Here is a 20,708-nt window from a genome sequence, read left to right as displayed (position 1 = left end):
AGCTATTCAATTTCATTCACTGTGGTAATGGTAATCGTTTGATTGTGCAGAGCACAGTTGCCAAACGGGCTTAAAGGAGATAATTCTCCATATGAATAAAATCCGGTCAGTACCGTATCTGATTTGAAAACATCCCGAACAATATCTGCTTCTTCATACACTCTGTCACCCAGTACGATCTTTCTTCCCACGCAGCTGATAATGATTCCCAGTTTAATGTTATGTTGGGTCATCCGTAGGCATTCATTGGCTGCGTCATTTGCTGCATCAATAAGCCTGTCCATATTGGCTTTCATAAACCTTACTTTGCTTCCTTCCGGTAAATCTCCCGCAAAAATCATTGTGTCATCTTTAATGGACAGAATCGTTCTTACTACTGATGACGGATCTTTGGATAGCTTAAGCGATAATGGAAAAAGCAGGGCAGAGCCGGGAAGCTCTTCAGCATATTTTCCCAGATATTTTTTATAGAGATCCAGTGCGTTTTTATTATCAATCTCGTAAAGAAGATTATTTTGTGATTTTGTAACTATCCTTTCAAGTCCAAAGCTTTCCCAGCCTCCGATTGAAGAATGTGATAATTCAAGATGTTCTCCATAAAATCCAACAGCAAGAATTTTATTGGGCTGGGGAACCTGATTGAGTCCAACCACTGTTTTTTCAAATTTATCCCCATCTCCGGCAAGTCCCCCTGAGATCAAAACTTTTTCCGGACGGCTGGCGTTAAGTCCATGTACCAGCTGGCTGCCATTTACCTTGTTGCCATCTGAAAGGATGAATACCCATCTAAGCCCTTCTGAAGGCAGATTTTCAATTAATTTTTTTCCTGCGTCATAGCTGTCTGAAAAATTTTCAATATCAATTTGTGACGTTTTTATGAAAGATGTTGAAAAACTGATTGCGGTTAAAACAACTGTTCCATCATACACTTCATTACAAAAAATTTCTCCTGAGGAAGAGGAGAGGGCGATCTCTGCATTCGGAAACTTTTTCTTTAAAAGAATAAAAAAGTCCTCTTTTTCTATAATATTTCTGGTTCCAAATCCTATGACGAGCTGCACTTCGTGATAGTCAAGCTTTTCTTCATTTCTTTCTGATTTGAAATCTCCGTTTATAAAAAGTAATTTGGCAACTTTCATGTAATTATTGCTGTTTCAAGGTTATTAATCGCTTATAAATAATTGATTTTCCTATTTCTTTTAGATGGCTTTAATCTGTTTAAAGAGTTCACCATCTTGAATGTCAGGTAATCGAAAGTCAGTACAAATTATACCAGGATATTTGTATGGGGTTGAAATGCAGTTTTTTGTATTTCTGAATAGCAGGACTTCGTAATCGGGATTTAGCGGGAGATGATATTTTAACATTTCTCCAAAGAAATTATTATCGTCGGCTATAAATATTTTACACATTTGCGTTGGTTTTAGTTTTAAGTTTACTACTAAAATAAGTAATTTTCATCAACTAATGAATTATTTTATCATAAAGATTGATAAATTTAAATTATAATCGATTATTATTGAATATAGTGTATGAAAGTAGTAGGTGAGTATTTGAATCTATTAAAACAGGCTCTCACTTATTCCTAGTCTTTTTTTTGAAATATCCTCTCAATAAAAAGTTGTTTCGGGCCGCAGCCTCTAATTCCCTGAGTTCATCAACCCCTTTACCGATATTATTGATGGTAGAATCTACAGACCTTCCCAATCTTGGATTATCAACCAATTTGGAAACTACATTTTCGTCATTGTTGATCTTTGTAGTGAATTTTTTCAGATCCTCAGAAGATTTCTCCAGATTTGTCAATGTTTTTTCCAGTGAGGCCGCTAAAGTATCATTTGTCGTTATTTGAGAAAGTATATTGTTCTTATCATTGAGTTTCGCAGCGAAAAGGCTGATCTGCCCTGCACTGTTTTTTAAATCAAGAATACTGCTTTCCATATTATCGCTCAGACTTTTATCAGCAAATACCCTGTAGATAATTCCATCCTTATTGTGGAGAACAGGAGTGAATGAAGCGAAATCATTCATGCTTGTCTGAAGATTCTGTACCGTTTTGTCTATACGGTTCGCAAAATCCTTACTGGTCATTATTTTTACCAGTAAACCGTCCTTATTGTTCATCTTGGCTGTGAAATCAACCAGTCCGGTGGTAACGGTTCGGATATTGTCTGCGCTTTTCTTAATGCTGAAAAGGACATCTTCAATTTCCGTGCTTTTGTATGAAGCAATTACAGTATTATTACCAACTACATTGGCAGAACCTGTTCCCGGAGAAATAACAAGTACTTTATCACCAACCAATCCGTCTGAAGCGATGCTTGCAACCGCATCTGTCTTAATATACTGCTGAACATCTTTTTTGATGCTCATTTTTACCATAACCAGTGAATCAGAAATAAAATCTATTTTACTGACAGTTCCGATATTGATCCCGGAAAGGCGTACATTGCTGCCTTGTTTTAATCCGCTTACATTTTCGAATTCTGAACGCAGAATAAAGTTAGAACCAAATATATTTCTTTTAAGGCCAATAAAATAAATGGTCAATATAAAGAGGATGATCCCTGCGATAACAAAGATTCCTAATTTCAGATTATTTGATGATTCGTTTTTCATGACTTCCTCCGTTTATTTTTCAAAAAATGATTTTATCCAGCTGTCCATATTGCTTTCAATAGATTGATAGGTTCCTTCCATATTGACCTTTCCATCTTTCAGTACAATAACCCGGTCACTGGTATACTTTGCACATAATAAATCATGGGTGATAATGATAGAAGTTGTATTGAACTTCTGCTTAATGCTGCGTATCAGTTCTATAATTTCTTTGGCAGTAATCGTATCCAGCCCTCCGGTTGGTTCGTCATAGATCATTATTTCAGGCTTGATGATCAGAGCTCTTGCGAGGCCTATTCTTTTGCGCATTCCTCCTGAAAGTTCCGATGGCATTTTGTCGATGGCTTCTTCAAGGCCAACATTGCTTAGCGCTTCTGTAATGGCTTGATATATTGTTTCTTCACTCAGATTTTTATTATGATGCTGTAAGGTGAATGCTAAATTTTGTCTCACCGTCATAGAATCATATAAAGCTCCGCTTTGAAACAGAAAACCAATTTTTTTCCTCACCTTGTTAAGCTCTTCTTCATTAAGGCTGGTTATTGCTTTTCCGCCAATATAGATTTCTCCTTCATCAATTTTGGTAAGACCTACAAGGCATTTTACCGTAACGGACTTTCCTGAACCTGATCTTCCTAATATCACCAGATTTTCTCCTTTTTTAACCTGAAAGCTGATCCCGTCCAATACCTTATTATTGCCATAAGATTTGCATACATTCTTAAACTCGATTAGCGGTCCGTTAATCTGAGGTAAGGTAAATTCAGCGTTAAGGTTTTCATATGTTTTCATTACAATTCAAAAAATAAATCCGCGATCTGTACTGCGAGCAAATCAATAATAAAAATCATCAGGGAAGCTGAAACTACGGCTGTGTTGGCAGCTTTTCCTACACTTTTTGTTCCTCCTTCAGCACTAAAACCATGATAACAGCCGATAATTCCGATAAAAAAACCGAAAAAAAATGTTTTCAGGGTTGCCGGAAGAAGATCGGCAAATTCCAGTGACTCAAAAACATGGGAAAAATAGTGACTGATACTATTATCTCCGTGAATATTGATTCCTATAAAACCTCCCAGAATTCCCACCAGATCGGCAAAAATTACCAGGACAGGGATCATTAATGTTGTGGCAAGAGTTCTTGTTACAACAAGATAACGGTAAGGATTAATGGCAGAAACCTCCATAGCATCAATCTGTTCGGTAACCTTCATAGACCCAAGCTCGGCACCTATTCCGGATGAAACTCTTCCTGCACAGATCAGAGCGGTAATAACCGGAGCAATTTCTCTTATTAATGAAAGGGAAACCATACCCGGTATCCAGGATTCAGCCCCAAATCTGGACATCGCCGGACGTGACTGAATGGTAAGTACCAGCCCCATGATAAAAGCAGTTACGGTTACCAGAGGTAATGACTGATATCCCACAACAAAACATTGTCTGGTAAACTCTTTATATTCAAAACCGGATTTCACCATTTCTCTGAAAAACCGGGCAGAAAAGGAGGCAATATTGCCTGCAATAGCAAAGCTTTTTGTAAGAAAAGATTTCACAATATTCTGTTTAATTTCTGATAACCGGAATCGTTTACTTATACATTGTATTCATAATCGACTTCCAGTTTGTTTTTTAAATGTTTAATACCAGGAGTTTTCCAGGCAATCCGGCCTGCTTCTTCCTTTTGCTGCCATGAATGGACAGTTCCTGTCAGGGTTACTGTTGTACCAGTTACAGAGACCGTTATTTCTCTTTCATCAACAGCACTTCTTTTCAATGCTTCTTCTACTTTATTTTTACTGACCGTATCATCAGTATCGGGATTGATGGTGATATTATTAAAGATACCTTTTATTCCGGGGAGGAATTGTACTGCATTTTCAGTAATCTCTCTCTGATAATCCCAGGGAAGCTCACCATCCAGATCTACCCATCCGTTTTCTACCTTAACCTTTATCTTATCCTGAGGAATAATAACATTGGAAGCAAAAGCACTGATGATTTCAGCACCAATTTCAGCATCCGTTTTTACCTTTGAATCCGGAAGTTTTACCTGGATGTTTTCGACCAGTACCCTTACTCCGGCTACATTTCTGGCTGCATTTTCTGCCTGTTTCTTTTTCGAAAAGCTATCAACAGTTCCGGTTAAAGATACAACCCCATCTGCTGCCGTAACTCCTATTTCTGCAGGGTGGAGCAGAGGTTCCCACTTGATGGCATCCTGTACATCTTGCTGTAATTGTTCGTTTGTTTTCATCTGTAGTCAATTTTATACTTCAAAGTTCAGGAAGACTTACAGTTAAAGGAATGATGGCAGTCATTCTGAAAAATGATGTTGATCATATGATGGTTGTGCATATAATTTTTAAGTTGATTTATCAAAACAGATGATTGCTGTATTCATATAAGAAAAATAGAGTACAGGATTATGTCATTTTTTTATGTGATAAGGGTCATTATTCATCAGGCAATGAATTTGGAACTTTACATTCATAAATTAAGGATTATGAAGACTTTATTGAATTGGATAACTGTTATTTTCAGTATTACATTTTTCCACGGACAAGATATAAGTGCTGCCAATCAAATAGCAATTGTACTCCGTGATAAAGCTGAACTTACGGAACTGCACTTTCCAAAATCTGTAAACCAGTTTTATCATCAACACGGGTTTGAATATGTCTGGATCAATCCTTCTGTAAAGAAGAGCCTGCTTCAGGATGCCATTCTTTTATTGAAAGATACCGGTAAAAGGGGATTGTCTTCCAAAGATTACCATGGACAGAGTCTTACCCCGGAAATTTTAAATATTGTTGCAGAGCAAACTCAATATACAGATACCAAAGAAAATGCTGTAACTGATATTTTAATGACAGATGCTCTTATTACTTATATCAATTACCTGCACTTTGGAAAATACAATCCTTTTTACAGTTCGTCTTTTATTGATGGTAATAATATAGAAGGTTTTAAGGCAGTAGAGATATTGCATCAGGCATTACAGAAAGATGATTTACAAAAAACAGTTCTGGATGTTCAGCCTGAAATTAAGGAATACGTTGATTTTCAGAATTATCTGAATGTGAATTATGGCGATGGTGTTAAAAGCCGGGAAGAAGAATTTAAAAAGATAGCTATCAATATGGAGCGTTTGCGCTGGATGGACGCAAGCAGAGATACTTATCTGTTGGTGAATATTCCTGCTTATTCCCTGGATTTCGTTCAGAAAGACAGGATACTCAATTATAAGGTGATTGTAGGAAAACCCTCTACGCCAAGTCCTGTTTTAAAGAGTACCGTTGATTATTTTACAACTGCTCCTGACTGGAAAGTTCCTCAAAATATATTCATAAAAGAAATGCTTCCTAAAATAGTAAAAAACAGCCGGTATCTCGAAGATCATCATTATTCACTGTATGACAGATCAGGAAAAGCAATACCTGCTACTTCTTCAAATTTGAAACAAATATATAAAAACCCGTATCAATACAGTATAAGGCAGTCTTCCGGCTGTGATAATGCGCTTGGAGCTGTCGTTTTCAGATTTTCAAACTCCTATGGGGTATACCTTCATGATACCTCTCAGAAACAATTATTTGAAAAGACGCAGCGGGCCTTAAGCCATGGATGCATCCGTGTAGAAAATGCAGGAGACCTGGCTGCCCAGCTGCTGAAATATGATGGAGCTGAAAAAGAGATCCCGCTTATGAAATCTTTTATGGATCGTTATGAAAGAAAAGATTTTGTTTTAAAACAACCGGTTCCTATCATGATTGCTTACCTTACCTGTCTTATCAAAAACGGAAAGCTGGTATTCTATAATGATATTTATAATCTTGATCCTATCCTGGAACGTAAACTTCAATTTTAATAACTAAAATAATGAGAACAATTGTAGTACCCACCGATTTTTCAGAGCCCGCCAGAGCTGCCGCAGAATATGCTCTTCACCTGGCACATACATTAAAAAGTAATATAGAACTGTGTCATGCCTTCCATATACCTGTTGAAGAGCCCATGCTCGGACAGACCGCATGGACTTTATATGAATATCCTGTACTAAAGAAAGAATATGAGGATGAATTGAAGAAAGAGGTAAAAAGTATTGAATATAAAGAAAAGCATTTGTGGGGAGAGGATTCTTTTCCTTTTCATCCTTCCATCTATTATACATGCGAAACAGGAGATCCCATACGGCTGATCAACGATACAGCGGCTAGAAACAGAACATTACTGGTGGTAATGGGAATGAAAGGAGCAAGCAATCTTGCACGGTTTCTTCTGGGGAGCAACAGTATCAAAATGATTGAGCATACTGAATATCCATTACTTCTCATACCGGCAGGATATCAATATCAGGACCTGAAAAAGATTGCATTTGCCACAGATTTGAATATACAGGATATAAAAATATCACATGCGCTGATCAAATTTGCGAAGTATTTCAATGCTGAACTGCTTATAACCCATATCACAGACACCGCTGTTGATCTTATAGATAATACATCCTATCAGCAGAAGAAAGATACTTTTTTTAGAGATCTTGAAGGAAAAATCTGTTATAATTATATTGAAAGTGAGAGCATTGATGCAGGACTGAACATTTTAAAAGAGAAAAGCATCGATATGCTGGTGATGGGTCATCAGCAAAAAAGCTTTATAAGCAGGCTTATTGCCGGTAGTCATGCAGCCAGACAAGCTCACGATTTACAGATTCCTTTATTGATTATTCCGGAAGGAGGGCACATCTATTTTTAGATTCCAAAATATTGATAAAAATAATAATTAAAAAATATTTATTTGTTAACATATTACAGTGTTTCATAGAAAATTGATTTAAAATACTTATCTTTAATAAGGGTAAGTATTTATTTTTTATGGAAAGCGCCAGACTCTTACAAGCAATTATAGAAACAGCAATAGACGGAATTATTACTATTGACAGTCAGGGTAAGATTGAAAATTTAAATCCTTCTGCGTTAAAGATATTTGGGTATAGAGAAGAAGAATTAATTGGTAAAAATATTTCTGTGTTAATGCCGGAACCCGATCATAGCAGACATGATGGCTATCTTCTGCGCTATCAGCAGACAGGAGAGAAAAAAATAATTGGTAAAGGCAGAGAAGTAAAAGGGCTTAGGAAAGATGGCACCCAGTTTCCATTCAGGCTTGCTGTAAGCGAAGTCCAGCTCCAGGACAGGGTTATTTATACCGGGTTTATCCACGACTTGTCTAAAGAGAAAGAAGCTGAGGAATTCCTTAAAAAATACACCGGAGAACTTGAAGACCTGGTTGAAAAGAGAACAAAATCTCTTCAGGAGATGCTAAGTGCTTTGGAAAAAGCAAAAGAAGAAGCGAATCTTTCCCTTGAAAAAGAAAAGGAGCTTAACCGGATGAAAAGCCGTTTTGTATCTATGGCTTCGCATGAATTCCGTACCCCTTTAAGCTCTATGCAGCTTTCTGTCGTTCTTATTGAAAAATACCTTCAGCTTGCTGATCATTCTCAAATCCTGAAACATCTTCATAAAATAAAAAATGCAATTGCTGGTCTCAACGGGATTCTTAATGATTTTCTTTCCCTGGAAAAACTGGAAGCGGGTATGGTAACCCCGGCTTATAATGAGTTTGATATTATAAAATTCTCAGAAGAACTTGTGGAAGAAATGCAGCTGATTACCAAAGACAATCAAATTATAATTTATCAGCATACCGGAGTAGAAAATATTGTCAATCTGGATCAGAATTTATTAAGAAACTGTCTCATGAATCTGATCAGTAATGCCATAAAGTATTCCGGGGAAAATACACTTATTGAGTTTTGTACGGAAATAAATAAAGAATATTACCTAATGACGGTAAAAGACAATGGAATAGGCATTCCTGAAGATGATCATGCAGGGCTCTTCCAGCCTTTTTTCAGGGCTCATAACATTGGTAATATTCCGGGAACCGGGCTGGGACTAAATATTGTTCTCCGGTATGTTAATCTGATGAACGGGAATATAGATTTTAATAGCGAACCTGGTAAAGGAACTCAGTTTACGTTGTCTTTTACAAGAAAATAAGTTCATTATGTATGGAAAAAACAAAAATATTGATCATTGAGGATCATGATGACATCCGGGAAAGCACTTCTGAAATTCTGACACTGGCCGGCTATGAGGTTTTGCAGGCAAAAAATGGCAGACAGGGAGTGGAGTTGGCCATCAGATATATACCTGACATTATATTGTGTGATATTATGATGCCGGAGCTCGATGGGTATGGAGTATTATATCTTTTAAGCAAAAGAGAAGAAACTTCACTGATCCCCTTTGTCTTTATTACAGCTAAAGCGGACAGGGCAGAAATACGCAGGGGAATAGAAATGGGAGCTGATGATTATCTGACAAAGCCGTTTGATGATATTGAACTTTTAAATGCTATTGAGAGCAGGCTTAAGAAAAGAGAGCATCAGAAAAAGTCTTATAGCACCAATGATGATCAGATGAATCATTTGTTCCGATCTGTAAGCGGCCTTGAAGAACTGAAAAGATCTTTTGATGTTCGCAAAATAAAAACTCTCAAAAAGAAACAGATTATATACACTGAAGGTGATACGGCAAATGCTGTTTATCTCATACTTTCAGGGTCGGTAAAGACTACAAAAATGACGGAGGAGGGAAAGGAGCTGATGACATGTGTATATTATCCTGACGAATATTTTGGAATTACTTCATTGTTTACAGGAAGAGAGTATAAAGAAACGGCCGAAGTACTTGAAGATGCTGCCTTATGTTCTATTCCCAGAGAAGAGCTGGATCAGCTGATCTGTAAATATCCTGATGTGGCAGAAAAGTTTATTAAAATTCTTGCACAAAATGTGGTCAATCATGAACAGCAGCTTTTACATCTCGCTTATTTTTCAGTAAGAAAAAGGATGGCAGAAATTCTCAGCAGATTATATCAGGTGCATCCGGAGACGGGAAATTTTGAAATTTCCAGGGAGAATCTCGCTTCTATGGCCGGTATGGCTATCGAGACAGTAAGCAGGATACTCGGAGACTTTAAAGAAGAAGGTCTTATTGATAGAAATGCAGGGAGAATTACAATTTTGGACATTAGCCGATTACAGAAAATGAAAAATTAAAATACAGATCATCTTTAATAATGATTTTGCACACGGCTGGCTTTTTTATTCTTCAATACATTTGATGAATGAACAGAAGCTATGAAAGTGATCGCATATAATATAAGTCAGATTGACAAACAATTTCTTGCTTTAGCCAATCATAAAAGACATAAAATGACCATCATCAGCGTCCCGTTGGATGAAGCAACAGTATATTTTGCCCAGGCAAAGGATGTTGTTATCATTACCGGTGACGCCTGTTCTGTTTCGCCCTCTATTTTTGAAATTCTTATTTCATTAGGAGTCAGATATATTATAGCATGGCTTAACGACCCTTTAAAAGATGATGTGCCCGGAATACGGAATGACAGTTTACGATGGACATTTATCAGAAATGCAGATCCGTCCGGTGCCTGGGAAGTTATCAATATTATCAATAGGTGGCAGAAGGATGATGACGATCACAATTAAGTGCAATCACTGTCACGGTTTCTGAATACGTCTTATGGTACCTTTGATATCTAATCAAAAACGGTTATTATGAAAACTTTAGCCCAAAAACAATCTGCAGTAAAACTATTAACAGAAGAGTTCTGGAGTAAAAACGAAATTGTTAACCAGCCTGCTAAAATAGAACATTCAGTCAATATCATTGATAAAAACGGAAATTACAAGATACAGGTTAATGCTCCCGGCTTTAAGAAAGATGAATTTAAGATAAAGATAGAAAACGGCGTTTTGAACATTCAGGCTTATACATCAGATAAAAAAGAAGAAATTAAAAAAAATTATGTAAGAAAAGAATTTTTAACCTCTTCTCTTGCAAGAAGTTTCAGGCTTCCGGAAGGTATTGATATCAGTAATATCAAAGCCCACTATAAAAATGGCCGGCTGTACATTAAAATGGGTAAAGCCAATACCGTAAAACAGATGAATAAAAAAGTAAAGGTCCAGTAAATTATATCAAAATGAAAACGATTACTTTAAAATCACTTGGCGGTGCAGAAACAGTTACCGGATCGAAACATTTATTAAAAACTCCTGAACTTACTATTCTTATTGATTGTGGTCTGTTTCAGGGCGTAAAATACCTTAGAGAGCAAAACTGGATGCAGCTGGATACCGATGTTTCGGAAATAGATGCCATTATTCTTACCCATGCCCACCTTGATCATTGCGGATATATTCCGCTTATCGTAAAAAATGGGTTTAAAGGTAAAATTTACATGAGCGGCCCTACTAAGGAACTTACAAAACTGATATTACTTGACAGCGCCAAACTTCAGGAAGAAGATGCCGAAAAAGCCAACCGTCATCATTATACAAAACATCATCCGGCAAAACCTCTGTATACGGTAAATGATGCAGAAAGATCTTTCAAACAGTTTTTTGTGATTGATGAGAATAAGGAAATTAAGCTAAGCGAGCATATAAGCTGTATGTTTAAACCCTGTGGGCATATTATAGGAGCCTGTTCTGTGAGAATTACCTGCTTTGGGAAAATAATAGTTTTCTCAGGAGATATAGGAAGAAATCACAGCGCAGTTTTAGCTCCTCCCGATTTTTTTACACAGGCTGATTTTTTGGTTATGGAATCAACTTACGGAGACAGACTCCACGAAAATAAAGATTTATCTGATCAGTTGGAATATTGGATTAATAAGACTGTAAAAGACCGGGGAAATATAATTATTCCCTGTTTTGCAGTGGGGCGGGCACAGGAAATCATTTATATCCTTCAGGAACTTAAAAACAAGAATAAAATCCCGGTCAGTATTCCAGTGGTTCTGGATAGTCCTATGGCAGCTGCTGCTACCGAAATTATGGTAAGATACTCAGATTATACATTAGTTGAGAGGCAGCAATGGAATGATATTATGGAAAAGATTTGCATAACAAAAGATTATACTGAAACCCAGGAAATAATTGCAGAAAAGCAATCAAAAATTGTCATTGCAGGAAGTGGTATGATTACAGGCGGAAGAGTGCTTGAATATCTGAAACACTATATCGGCGACAGGAGAAATACAGTGCTGATCGTTGGATTTCAGGCTGAAGGTACGAGGGGCCGGGCATTGTTAAATCAATCTCATGAACTTAAAATGCACGGAAAATACTATGAGGTCAGAGCCCATATTGCAGAAATTACAGGGTTATCCGCTCATGCAGATCAGGCTGAATTATTGGAATGGATCAGAAAATATAAAATTCCTCCAAAGCAGGTCATGCTTGTCCATGGTGAGCTGTCTGCATTGGAAGCCCTCAGGGTAAAAATCCAGACGGAACTTCAGATCCCGGTTAAGATTCTTAAAAAAGATGAAGAAAGTATTTTAGCACAAGCGGAATAGGAAATTATTATTTTAAATGATAAACCGCATTGCCACTGAAATGGTGTCCATAAAGATAAAAGTGAACCACAATGAATTTTTCCAATTCTCCACAGTACGTTTCTTGCTGATAAAGTTCAGGTCTATATAATAATATAACAGAAAGCATAAAATAAGAGAGGCCTTTTTCCTTCAGGAACAAAACCTCTCTTTATTGTTGATATTTTTTAGGATTATTTAATGAGATATATCGGATATTCTTCTTTCAATTTCAATTACAATAATTGTTTCGTGGATTGGTATTGCTTCCGCAGAAAAACTGATATTTACTTTGCAAATACTTCGGGGTAGGATTATCTGTGACTTCGAGTGGGGCCATTATCTGTCCGTTGTAGGACGGCATAGTAACCTGTGCCGTTGAACCATTACCTAAAGCAACATTCTTGGCATTGACATTTCCATTAAAGCTATAATCCATCATGGCATCCAGAAGACGGTATACCCCATAATAATCCAAGGCATCAAAAGCTTTCCGTGAACTTGGCATAGCATGATCAGTGATGTAATTGTATCCATTAATAGCAGACGATTTAAAATAAATAAAATCTTTTTCAGTTGTAGAAATATTAATGTTTTTAAATATATCAATTGCCATTCTGTGATCATTTACAGTATCTTCATCATAAACCTGGGTAATCATTTTGGTATTGGCCGGAAAATTCTGCAGTTGCTGTTGTGTGGTTAACGGGCTGTTCCAGTTAAAAGAATACCAGGGTGCCATGGTAAAAAGAAAGCGTGCATTTTGTCCCCATCCTTTTTCTGTAAATGCTTTATAGGCAAGATCTATGCTGGCCCCACCACCAAAAGAATGTCCCATAAAACCTACTTTCTGCGTATCTATGATGTTGGGATAATCTGTTGCAGCTTTTATAAATCCTTCCCAAAGTGTCTGGTAACGGTGATCAACACTTATATCTACGGTACGGTATGGTACAAATACCACAACATAGCCTTTCTTGGCGATAAAATGATACAGCTCTATATTGTAATCCTTTTCTTCACCACCAAAGGGATGTGAAAAGAATATAGTGGGTCTGGGTGAAGTAATCCCTTTTGGATAGAAAATTGAAACTTGTGTTCCTGCGTATTGCGGATTATTAAAATCAATTTCAGCAACTTCATAATTTCCATCTGAGCCATACCCTGATGCAGGTTTTTGTATAGGTCCCTGAAGACTGTTGGTGAGCTTGGATTGTTGAGAAGAGCCTTCCTCAGTATCGTTATTACTCTGAGAGCATGCCGAAGTGGTAATAAACATTATCATTACCCATGGATAAAATAGTTTTTTCATTGTTTTTTGTCTTTAATATTATGAATCATCTGATCTTTAGCTTCCAGATATTTTCTATATTGTCCTGCATCCAGAATTTGGCTTAGGGCATTAGATTTTTCATTCTGTAAAGCTTTCATCTTTTTGAATTTAAAAAAATTGCCCTCCTTACTTTGAATAATGGGATCATTCTTTTGGGCATACTGAAGGTTAAGAGCATATACCTGTTTAACTTGTATCGTGTTTAATGCAAGCTTCGTTCGCATCCATTCAGTCTGCATTTTTGCCCTCTGTTCAGGGGTAGCTTGTTTGAGGCTTTTACTTTGTGCAGATACTGTAAAGGGTATACATAATATAACTGCAGTAAACAGAAGCATTTTCTTTATTGTTTTTACATGCATATTTGATAAGTTTTAGTTTTTAATGAAACAAATGTAATAATGCAGGTAGATTTTATAAAGAAAAAAAAGGGTCAACCGACTAAATCCGGGGGTGAAATTGTTACTGATCCATCCATTTTCGAAAAGCTGGTGCTTTTGCTTTACTTATAAGTACTTGTTCCTCCGGAGCAGGATGTATTATAACGGATAACCTTCCATTGAAAAAATACTCAATAGAATCAATAGCCTTCTTATTAATTATAAACTGACGATTGGCACGGAAAAAAAGCTCCGGGTTCAGTTGCTGCTCAAGTTGTTCTAAAGTATATTCTACAATATATTTTTGTCCGTTCTCCAGCTGGGCATATACCATTTCATTGGAAGTTTGAAACCAATAAATTTTAGAAGCTTCAACAGGAATCAGCTTTCCGCAGTAATGGATAAGAAATGTTTTTTTATAACGACTCACAGAAGATTGTAGCTGTTGTAATAAGGCAAGTAGTTTTGATTGTTCCAGACCATTATCAGTAGCAGTCAGCGTTATATATTTCAGTAAAGAACGGTTGATTTCTTCTTTATCAAAAGGTTTTAAAATATAACCAATACCATTATTCCTGAAAGCTTCCAATGCATAACCATCATAAGCTGTCACAAAAATAACGGGTTTCAGGATAAGAATCTGCCGGAAAATTTCAAATGAGAGACCATCCGAGAGATGGATGTCCGAAAATATAAGATCATAGTGATCCTCGTTTGAAGAAAGCCACAGTACTGACTCCCGGACAGTTTGTAAAATGACTGTAATCTCAAAACCAGAATTGATTTCTTTTAAAATAAACTCAAGATCTCTTGCTGTGGCAGCCTCATCTTCAATAATTACGATGCGAAGTTGCTGGCTCATAATAAGGGTAGTTTTACAATAAAATATTCTTTTGTTGTATGAATTTCTATCTCATGTTGTATTTGCAGCTTGTATCTTTCACCCAGATTAATTAACCCAAGTCCAGTACCTTCCGTCTCATGAGGTAAAGGCTGAAGATTGTTTCGGACAACCAGACTGTTGTTTTCATTATAAATATCAATACACAAAGGTTGTGAAATTGTAGCAATATTATGCTTAACCGCATTTTCAACCAATGGCTGCAAGGATAAATGCGGAATCTCCCGCTGTAAAGTCTCCTGGCTTATGGCGATGTTGATTTGGAAACTATTTTCCAGACGCATGCTAAGCAGTTGGGTATAGGAAGAAAGATGCAGAAGTTCCTGATTGATAGTTACCAAATCATTACCCGTGTGTACCAATGTGTATCGGAAAACTTTAGACAGATGTACAATATAGGATTGTGCCTGTTGGGGATTTTCCCGGACAATGGCAGACAGACTGCTGAGGGTATTGAAAAGAAAATGAGGATTAAGCTGCTCCTGAAGCTGTCTGAGCTGGGCCTGAAGATAGGCTGTTTGCAGTTGCTCATTAATCTGGTCCTTATTTCTGCTCTCCCGCATCAGCAGAATTAGCCGGATGACTACAGCAATCATAATGGTACTGAGTAAAAACCTGGCAAAATATCCTCTGATCATAGTCCCCGGAAGATGCACTGTACCGAAAAATATATAATGGATAGTACTTCCGGCAATAAAAAAAACAGCAATAAGAAAAGTATTTGCCAGATAGAACCTGATCCATTGTTTGTTTTCTCTGAATATGCCAAAAAATCTGTTGCGGGAAAGATTAAAATAAAACAGCAGAAGACAAAATACGAAGTTGTAAAGAAACTGAAAACTATATTCCCAAATATTGAAGTGCCAGTAGCGGGCAATAATTCCATTCGTGTTAAGTGCCATGAGTTTAGCTGAATTGACTACTAAAGTAATCAATAGTGAACTGTAAAAATATATTTTTCCTTCGTTTTTAATCATTTATACAAAGAAAATAAATATTAAGTTTAATATGATGAAATAAAATGCTGAAACTGGAAAATTAAAGGATGAACTGACTGCTTTGCTTCAGAAATCTTTATTATGAGCTATAGAACCTGTTATTTAAAATCATTCTTAATGAAAAAAGTTGTAATTTTGATAGAGTGAAAAAGCTGATTTCCATACTGTTGTTAACATTGTATTTGGTTTCTACAACCGAACTTTATCAGCTTTTGAAAATGCCGTTGCTCATTGAGCATTACATTCAGCATAAAGACCTGAATCCTGAAATGTCATTTACTGCATTTCTGAAAACCCATTACGATCATCCTGTAAAAGACAGTGACCACGATCAGGACCAGAGATTACCTTTTGTTTCACATGCAAACCTGCTAGCTGTGGTTTTCACTATTAATTCTTCCTTAGATTTTCATTGTATAGAAAAGGTTTGTAATCCTATTGAAATAAAAAAGACCTTTTACAAAAACGCACTTTATAACAAGGAAATTCTTAATTCTATCTGGCAGCCGCCAAGATTTTGTCAATCTTAATCTGTTTTCCCAGTCATTTTTTGACCGGAAAGGTATTCTGTATCTGTATGTCATGCGGATGCATTGAGTCTATGCGTCAGAATACCAGAATTTTATTACGATAATTAAGATTAATTAATCATTATATGCTTACAAAAATCATTGAGTTTTCTGTAAAGAATAAACTCATTATTGCATTGTTGGTATTGGGACTTATTGGTGTAGGCGCCTATCAGGTTACCAGACTGCCGATAGATGCGGTACCGGATATTACCAACAATCAGGTACAGGTTATTACCACTGCGCCATCATTTGGTGCAACAGATATAGAACGGCTTGTTACTTTTCCTATAGAGCAGGCCAACAATAATATTTCAGGATTAAAGGAAATCAGAAGTTTCTCCAGGTTTGGACTTTCCCTGGTGACTATTGTCTTTGAAGATGATGTTGACATTTACTGGGCGAGGCAGCAGGTTGCCGAAAGACTTCAGCAGATACAGGCTGTTATTCCGCAGGGAATAGGAAATCCACAGCTTGGGCCTATTTCTACAGGGCTTGGTGAAATTTTCCAGTATGTAGTAAGACCTGAAAAGGGATACGAAAAAAAATACAATATCACAGAACTCCGCACCATTCAGGACTGGATTGTAAGAAGACAGCTTTTGGGAGTAAAAGGAGTGGCAGAGGTGAGCAGCTTCGGAGGCAAGCTGAAACAATATGAAATTGCTGTAAATCCAGACAGGCTTAATGCCTATGGAATAACAATCAATGACGTATTTGATGCATTGCAGGCCAACAATCAGAATACAGGAGGTGCCTATATTGAGAAAGGGCCTACTGTTCTGTACATCAGGAGTGAAGGGTTAGTAGGAAGTATTGAAGAAATCAACAATATTTCTATTGCGACAAAAACAAATGATGTTCCGCTGTTTATACGGGATATTGCTGAGGTAAAGCCGGGGTTTGCTACGCGTTATGGAGCGATGACTTTTAATGATGAGGGAGAAGTGTCAGGTGCTGTAGTAATGATGCTCAAAGGTGAGAACAGTAATCAAGTCATAAAAAATGTAAAGGAAAAAATTGCCCAGGTTCAGAAATCGCTTCCGAAGGGAGTGGTGATAGAGCCATTTCTGGACAGAACCAAAATGGTGAACAATGCCATAGGAACAGTAGAAAAAAACCTTACAGAAGGGGCATTGATTGTAGTCTTCGTACTGGTTTTATTTCTTGGGAATATAAGAGCAGGGTTGCTGGTTGCCTCTGTTATTCCTTTGGCGATGCTTTTTGCAATATGTATGATGAACCTCTTTGGAGTCAGCGGGAATCTGATGAGTCTTGGGGCTTTGGATTTCGGGCTGATTATTGATGGAGCAGTGATTATTGTGGAATCTGTTTTACATCAGTTTAGTCATAATTCAAAGTTTAAAAAGATTTTCTCTGTCGGAAAATCAGAAATGGATACCGTCGTTATAGAATCTGCAGGAAAAATGATGAACAGCGCTGTTTTCGGACAGATTATCATTTTGATTGTCTATCTCCCGATCCTTACCCTGCAGGGAATTGAAGGCAAAATGTTTAAGCCTATGGCCCAGACCGTAGCTTTTGCACTGCTGGGAGCATTTTTGCTCTCACTGACCTATATTCCAATGATGAGCGCGTTATTGCTTAGAAAAAGAAGCGGTAAGCCTACATTATCAGACAGAATGATGAAAAAGGTAGAGAAGGTATACCTGGCAGTTTTGCTCAAACTTCTCAGAGTGCCCAAAATAGTTTTTGGGATAGTGGCAGTCTTATTTATAACTGCTGTTTTCATTTTGTCCAAAATGGGTGGTGAATTTATTCCTTCCCTTGAAGAAGGTGATTTTGCAGTAGATACCAGGGTTTTACCTGGAAGTAATCTGACGACAACTATCGAAAGTACCCAGAAAGCAGCACACATTCTCAAATCCAGATTTCCTGAAGTGGAAAAAGTGGTCACAAAAATTGGAAGCGGGGAAGTTCCTACAGACCCGATGCCGATGGATGCTTCTGATATGATGGTTATTCTAAAAGATAAAAAAGAATGGACTTCAGCGTCCACTTTTCCGGAGCTGGCTGATAAAATGGGGAAACAACTGCAGGATGTACCAGGAATTACTGCCAGCTTCCAATATCCTGTTCAGATGCGTTTTAATGAACTGATGACCGGGGCAAGACAGGACGTCGTGATCAAAATTTTTGGGGAAGACCTTGATATACTTTCCCAAAATGCACAGAAGCTCGGGAAGATTATAGAAACAGTGGAAGGAACCCAGAATCTCTATATAGAGCCTGTTTCGGGAATGCCGCAGGTAATCATTGAATATAACCGCCCTCTGATCGCTCAGTACCATTTATCTGTTTCAGATATCAACCGGGTGGTTAATACCGCATTTGCGGGGCAAAGTACCGGATTGGTTTTTGAAGGTGAAAAACGCTTTGATATGGTCGTACGCCTGGATAACAAAGACAGGAAAAATGTGACCGATATTAAAAATCTTTTGGTTCCTACACCGTTTGGAAATCAGATTCCGCTGTCTCAGCTTGCTAAAGTAGAAGTGAAGAATGGTCCCAATCAGATTCAGAGGGAAAATGCCCAACGAAGAATTGTAGTAGGTTTTAATATCAAAGGCAGGGATGTTCAGAGTATTGTAGAAGAACTTCAGCAGAAGGTAGATCAGAAGATGAAACTTCCTACAGGATATTATATGACGTATGGAGGTTCGTTTGAAAACCTCAATAATGCCAAACAGCGTCTCATGATAGCAGTTCCCATTGCTCTGGCTCTTATTTTCGTAATGCTTTTCCTTGCCTTTAATTCCGTTAAAGAAAGCTTGTTAATTTACACCGCGATTCCACTTTCTATTATTGGTGGTGTATTTCTGATGGCACTTAGAGGAATGCCTTTCAGCATCAGTGCGGGTGTGGGATTTATTGCGCTCTTCGGAGTGGCAGTGCTCAATGGAATTGTGCTGATCTCAGAGTTCAACCGTCTTCAAAAGAGAGGAATTAAAAATATTGTAAGAATCATTATAGATGGTGGAGAATCGAGGCTTCGTCCGGTTTTGATGACGGCTTTTGTTGCTTCATTAGGATTTATTCCGATGGCGGTCAGCAACGGAGCTGGAGCAGAAGTACAAAGACCTTTGGCCACAGTGGTTATTGGGGGTCTGATGGTCGCAACTTTTCTTACTCTGTTCGTCTTACCATTATTGTATGTAACTATTGAAAAAGGATTTAAAAATGAAAAAAATAAAAAATAAAAAACAGATTTCCGTTCTGGTCTTTATTATATGTTTCGGTTTTGCGGGGCAGGTAAACTCCCAGACTTCCGTTACATTGCAGGATGCTGTTGATATTGCTTTGAAAAATAACAGAAATCTTAAAAATGAAAAATTAAAATCAGAATATACAAAAGCCCTTATCAGGTCATCATCTGATATTCCTCAAACGGGAGTAACAGTAGATTATGGTCAGATCAACAGTGCACTGACGGATATGAAATTCGGAATTTCACAGAATATAGCATTTCCGACTGTGTATAAAAAGCAGAAGAATGTATACACGGAAGAATGGAAAAAGTCTCTGCTGAACGTTTCTCTTAAGGAATATGAACTGAAGAAAGCGGTGAGTCTTACTTTTTATAATATCCTGTATGCGAAACAAAAAGAAAAGCTGCTTCAGGAAACATTAAAGCTGTACACTGATTTTCTCAATAAGGCAAATATCCGTCTGAAAGCAGGAGAAAGCAATATTCTGGAAAAAACTACGGCTTCCAATCAGAAATCTTCTATTGAAATTCAGCTGAAGCAATTGCGCCAGGAGCTTACTGTGCTGGGATATCAGCTTCAGTGGCTTTTAAATACAGAAACAGATTTTCTTCCTGAAGATCAGAAAATTTACCATGGAGGTTTTAAAGAGGAGCTTAGCTTGCATCCGGCTATTAAAGTATTACAGCAACAGAAAAATATTTCTGAACAGCAGATTGCCCTTGAAAAAGCAAAAATGCTTCCCGGACTTCAGCTGGCCTACAACCTCAACAGCTTTAGAGGGACGGGTGCTGATGAAAAAGTCTACAACGGTGCACCACAGTTTCATTCTGTACAGCTTGGGGTTTCGGTTCCTGTTTTTTCAGGCGGACAGAAAGCCAGAATTCAGGCCGCAAAAATTGCTGAATCTGTTGTGGACAGTGATATTGCCAATATGGAATTCAACCTGCAGAATCAATACAGAAAGGCATCCGGAATTTATCAGGCTAACCTTGATATTGTTTCGCAATATGAAAACTCGGAACTGAAAAATGCCGATATCATCACTGAAACAGCTAAAAAACAGTTTCTTGCCGGCGAAATCAATTATCTGGAATTTGTCATCCTGATCAATCAGGCGGTTACTTTAAAAAACAGCTATACCGATGCAGTCTGGAAACTAAATCAGAGTGCTATAGAGCTGGAATATCTCACTTTAAATCCATAA

The 20,708-nt window shown here is 37.4% G+C and carries 17 protein-coding genes and 1 pseudogene; 9 read left to right on the top strand and 9 right to left on the bottom strand.

Translation table 11 applies throughout. The features are described 5' to 3' along the window. Positions 1-2: 2 nt before the first annotated feature. The 5 genes from JNG87_RS06300 to JNG87_RS06280 form a co-directional block, all read right to left on the bottom strand. Positions 3-1,139, bottom strand: coding sequence for an FIST signal transduction protein (locus tag JNG87_RS06300; RefSeq protein ID WP_110008718.1), 1,137 nt, complete (start codon positions 1,137-1,139; stop codon positions 3-5). Positions 1,140-1,575: 436 nt separating this feature from the next. Further along, positions 1,576-2,619: an MlaD family protein gene (locus tag JNG87_RS06295; RefSeq protein WP_110008720.1), complete on the bottom strand. Its 1,044-nt coding sequence runs from the start codon at positions 2,617-2,619 to the stop codon at positions 1,576-1,578. Positions 2,620-2,631: 12 nt separating this feature from the next. Continuing rightward, positions 2,632-3,411: an ABC transporter ATP-binding protein gene (locus tag JNG87_RS06290; RefSeq protein WP_110008721.1), complete on the bottom strand. Its 780-nt coding sequence runs from the start codon at positions 3,409-3,411 to the stop codon at positions 2,632-2,634. After that, positions 3,411-4,175, bottom strand: a complete 765-nt coding sequence (locus JNG87_RS06285) for an MlaE family ABC transporter permease (RefSeq protein WP_137904014.1) — start codon at positions 4,173-4,175, stop codon at positions 3,411-3,413. The genes JNG87_RS06290 and JNG87_RS06285 overlap by 1 nt, the downstream gene beginning before the upstream one ends. 38 nt (positions 4,176-4,213) lie before the next feature. After that, positions 4,214-4,876, bottom strand: a complete 663-nt coding sequence (locus JNG87_RS06280) for a BON domain-containing protein (RefSeq protein ID WP_202842549.1) — start codon at positions 4,874-4,876, stop codon at positions 4,214-4,216. Positions 4,877-5,125: 249 nt separating this feature from the next. Between JNG87_RS06280 and JNG87_RS06275 the strand changes: the two genes are divergently transcribed. The 7 genes from JNG87_RS06275 to JNG87_RS06245 all read left to right on the top strand — a co-directional run bounded on the left by JNG87_RS06275 (position 5,126) and on the right by JNG87_RS06245 (position 12,078). Next, complete coding sequence (locus JNG87_RS06275; RefSeq protein WP_202842547.1) at positions 5,126-6,490, top strand: L,D-transpeptidase family protein; 1,365 nt, start codon at positions 5,126-5,128, stop codon at positions 6,488-6,490. An 11-nt stretch (positions 6,491-6,501) separates the two neighbouring features. After that, a complete protein-coding gene (locus JNG87_RS06270; RefSeq protein WP_202842545.1) occupies positions 6,502-7,377 on the top strand; it encodes a universal stress protein in 876 nt (291 codons plus the stop codon). A gap of 119 nt (positions 7,378-7,496) precedes the next feature. After that, on the top strand, positions 7,497-8,684 hold the full coding sequence (locus JNG87_RS06265; protein ID WP_202842543.1) for a PAS domain-containing sensor histidine kinase: 1,188 nt from the start codon (positions 7,497-7,499) through the stop codon (positions 8,682-8,684). Between the two features lie 11 nt (positions 8,685-8,695). After that, on the top strand, positions 8,696-9,748 hold the full coding sequence (locus JNG87_RS06260; protein WP_202842541.1) for a response regulator: 1,053 nt from the start codon (positions 8,696-8,698) through the stop codon (positions 9,746-9,748). Between the two features lie 81 nt (positions 9,749-9,829). Further along, positions 9,830-10,201, top strand: a complete 372-nt coding sequence (locus JNG87_RS06255; protein WP_202842539.1) for a hypothetical protein — start codon at positions 9,830-9,832, stop codon at positions 10,199-10,201. A 69-nt stretch (positions 10,202-10,270) separates the two neighbouring features. Then, entirely contained in the window at positions 10,271-10,687 is a 417-nt protein-coding gene (locus JNG87_RS06250) for an Hsp20/alpha crystallin family protein (RefSeq protein ID WP_202842537.1), read from the top strand. 11 nt (positions 10,688-10,698) lie between these two features. Then, the gene (locus JNG87_RS06245) at positions 10,699-12,078 is read left to right on the top strand and encodes an MBL fold metallo-hydrolase RNA specificity domain-containing protein (RefSeq protein WP_202842535.1); all 1,380 of its coding nucleotides are present in this window, start codon (positions 10,699-10,701) and stop codon (positions 12,076-12,078) included. 250 nt (positions 12,079-12,328) lie between these two features. Here JNG87_RS06245 and JNG87_RS06240 read toward each other — a convergent pair whose 3' ends face one another. From JNG87_RS06240 to JNG87_RS06225, 4 genes are all read right to left on the bottom strand, one after another. Next, a complete protein-coding gene (locus JNG87_RS06240; RefSeq protein ID WP_202842533.1) occupies positions 12,329-13,408 on the bottom strand; it encodes an alpha/beta hydrolase family protein in 1,080 nt (359 codons plus the stop codon). Further along, the gene (locus JNG87_RS06235) at positions 13,405-13,788 is read right to left on the bottom strand and encodes a hypothetical protein (protein ID WP_202842531.1); all 384 of its coding nucleotides are present in this window, start codon (positions 13,786-13,788) and stop codon (positions 13,405-13,407) included. Before JNG87_RS06235 ends, JNG87_RS06240 begins: the two co-directional genes overlap by 4 nt. Positions 13,789-13,888: 100 nt before the next feature. Then, positions 13,889-14,668 carry a LytR/AlgR family response regulator transcription factor gene (locus JNG87_RS06230; RefSeq protein ID WP_202842529.1) on the bottom strand — a complete coding sequence of 260 codons (780 nt, stop codon included), beginning with the start codon at positions 14,666-14,668 and terminating at the stop codon, positions 13,889-13,891. Continuing rightward, on the bottom strand, positions 14,665-15,684 hold the full coding sequence (locus JNG87_RS06225; RefSeq protein WP_202842527.1) for a sensor histidine kinase: 1,020 nt from the start codon (positions 15,682-15,684) through the stop codon (positions 14,665-14,667). Before JNG87_RS06225 ends, JNG87_RS06230 begins: the two co-directional genes overlap by 4 nt. 164 nt (positions 15,685-15,848) lie before the next feature. Here JNG87_RS06225 and JNG87_RS06220 point away from each other — a divergent pair, with 164 nt between their 5' ends. Continuing rightward, complete coding sequence (locus JNG87_RS06220; protein ID WP_202842525.1) at positions 15,849-16,235, top strand: hypothetical protein; 387 nt, start codon at positions 15,849-15,851, stop codon at positions 16,233-16,235. Between the two features lie 125 nt (positions 16,236-16,360). Then, positions 16,361-20,708, top strand: a pseudogene (locus tag JNG87_RS06215) (CusA/CzcA family heavy metal efflux RND transporter).

The sequence above is a fragment of the Chryseobacterium cucumeris genome (assembly GCF_016775705.1).
In the GTDB taxonomy this organism is placed as follows: domain Bacteria; phylum Bacteroidota; class Bacteroidia; order Flavobacteriales; family Weeksellaceae; genus Chryseobacterium; species Chryseobacterium cupriresistens.
The sequence above is the reverse complement of the archived record's forward strand: the minus strand, read 5'-3'. Positions and strand labels throughout refer to the sequence as shown.

Bases quoted from the DNA above. Each gene is read 5' to 3' on its own strand.
- JNG87_RS06260 (WP_202842541.1), top strand. From the start codon at position 8,696: ATGGAAAAAACAAAAATATTGATCATTGAGGATCATGATGACATCCGG.
- JNG87_RS06275 (WP_202842547.1), top strand. From the start codon at position 5,126: ATGAAGACTTTATTGAATTGGATAACTGTTATTTTCAGTATTACATTT.
- JNG87_RS06290 (WP_110008721.1), bottom strand. From the start codon at position 3,411: ATGAAAACATATGAAAACCTTAACGCTGAATTTACCTTACCTCAGATT.
- JNG87_RS06230 (WP_202842529.1), bottom strand. From the start codon at position 14,668: ATGAGCCAGCAACTTCGCATCGTAATTATTGAAGATGAGGCTGCCACA.
- JNG87_RS06295 (WP_110008720.1), bottom strand. From the start codon at position 2,619: ATGAAAAACGAATCATCAAATAATCTGAAATTAGGAATCTTTGTTATC.
- JNG87_RS06300 (WP_110008718.1), bottom strand. From the start codon at position 1,139: ATGAAAGTTGCCAAATTACTTTTTATAAACGGAGATTTCAAATCAGAA.
- JNG87_RS06245 (WP_202842535.1), top strand. From the start codon at position 10,699: ATGAAAACGATTACTTTAAAATCACTTGGCGGTGCAGAAACAGTTACC.
- JNG87_RS06255 (WP_202842539.1), top strand. From the start codon at position 9,830: ATGAAAGTGATCGCATATAATATAAGTCAGATTGACAAACAATTTCTT.
- JNG87_RS06265 (WP_202842543.1), top strand. From the start codon at position 7,497: ATGGAAAGCGCCAGACTCTTACAAGCAATTATAGAAACAGCAATAGAC.
- JNG87_RS06235 (WP_202842531.1), bottom strand. From the start codon at position 13,788: ATGCATGTAAAAACAATAAAGAAAATGCTTCTGTTTACTGCAGTTATA.
- JNG87_RS06240 (WP_202842533.1), bottom strand. From the start codon at position 13,408: ATGAAAAAACTATTTTATCCATGGGTAATGATAATGTTTATTACCACT.
- JNG87_RS06280 (WP_202842549.1), bottom strand. From the start codon at position 4,876: ATGAAAACAAACGAACAATTACAGCAAGATGTACAGGATGCCATCAAG.
- JNG87_RS06270 (WP_202842545.1), top strand. From the start codon at position 6,502: ATGAGAACAATTGTAGTACCCACCGATTTTTCAGAGCCCGCCAGAGCT.
- JNG87_RS06250 (WP_202842537.1), top strand. From the start codon at position 10,271: ATGAAAACTTTAGCCCAAAAACAATCTGCAGTAAAACTATTAACAGAA.
- JNG87_RS06225 (WP_202842527.1), bottom strand. From the start codon at position 15,684: ATGATTAAAAACGAAGGAAAAATATATTTTTACAGTTCACTATTGATT.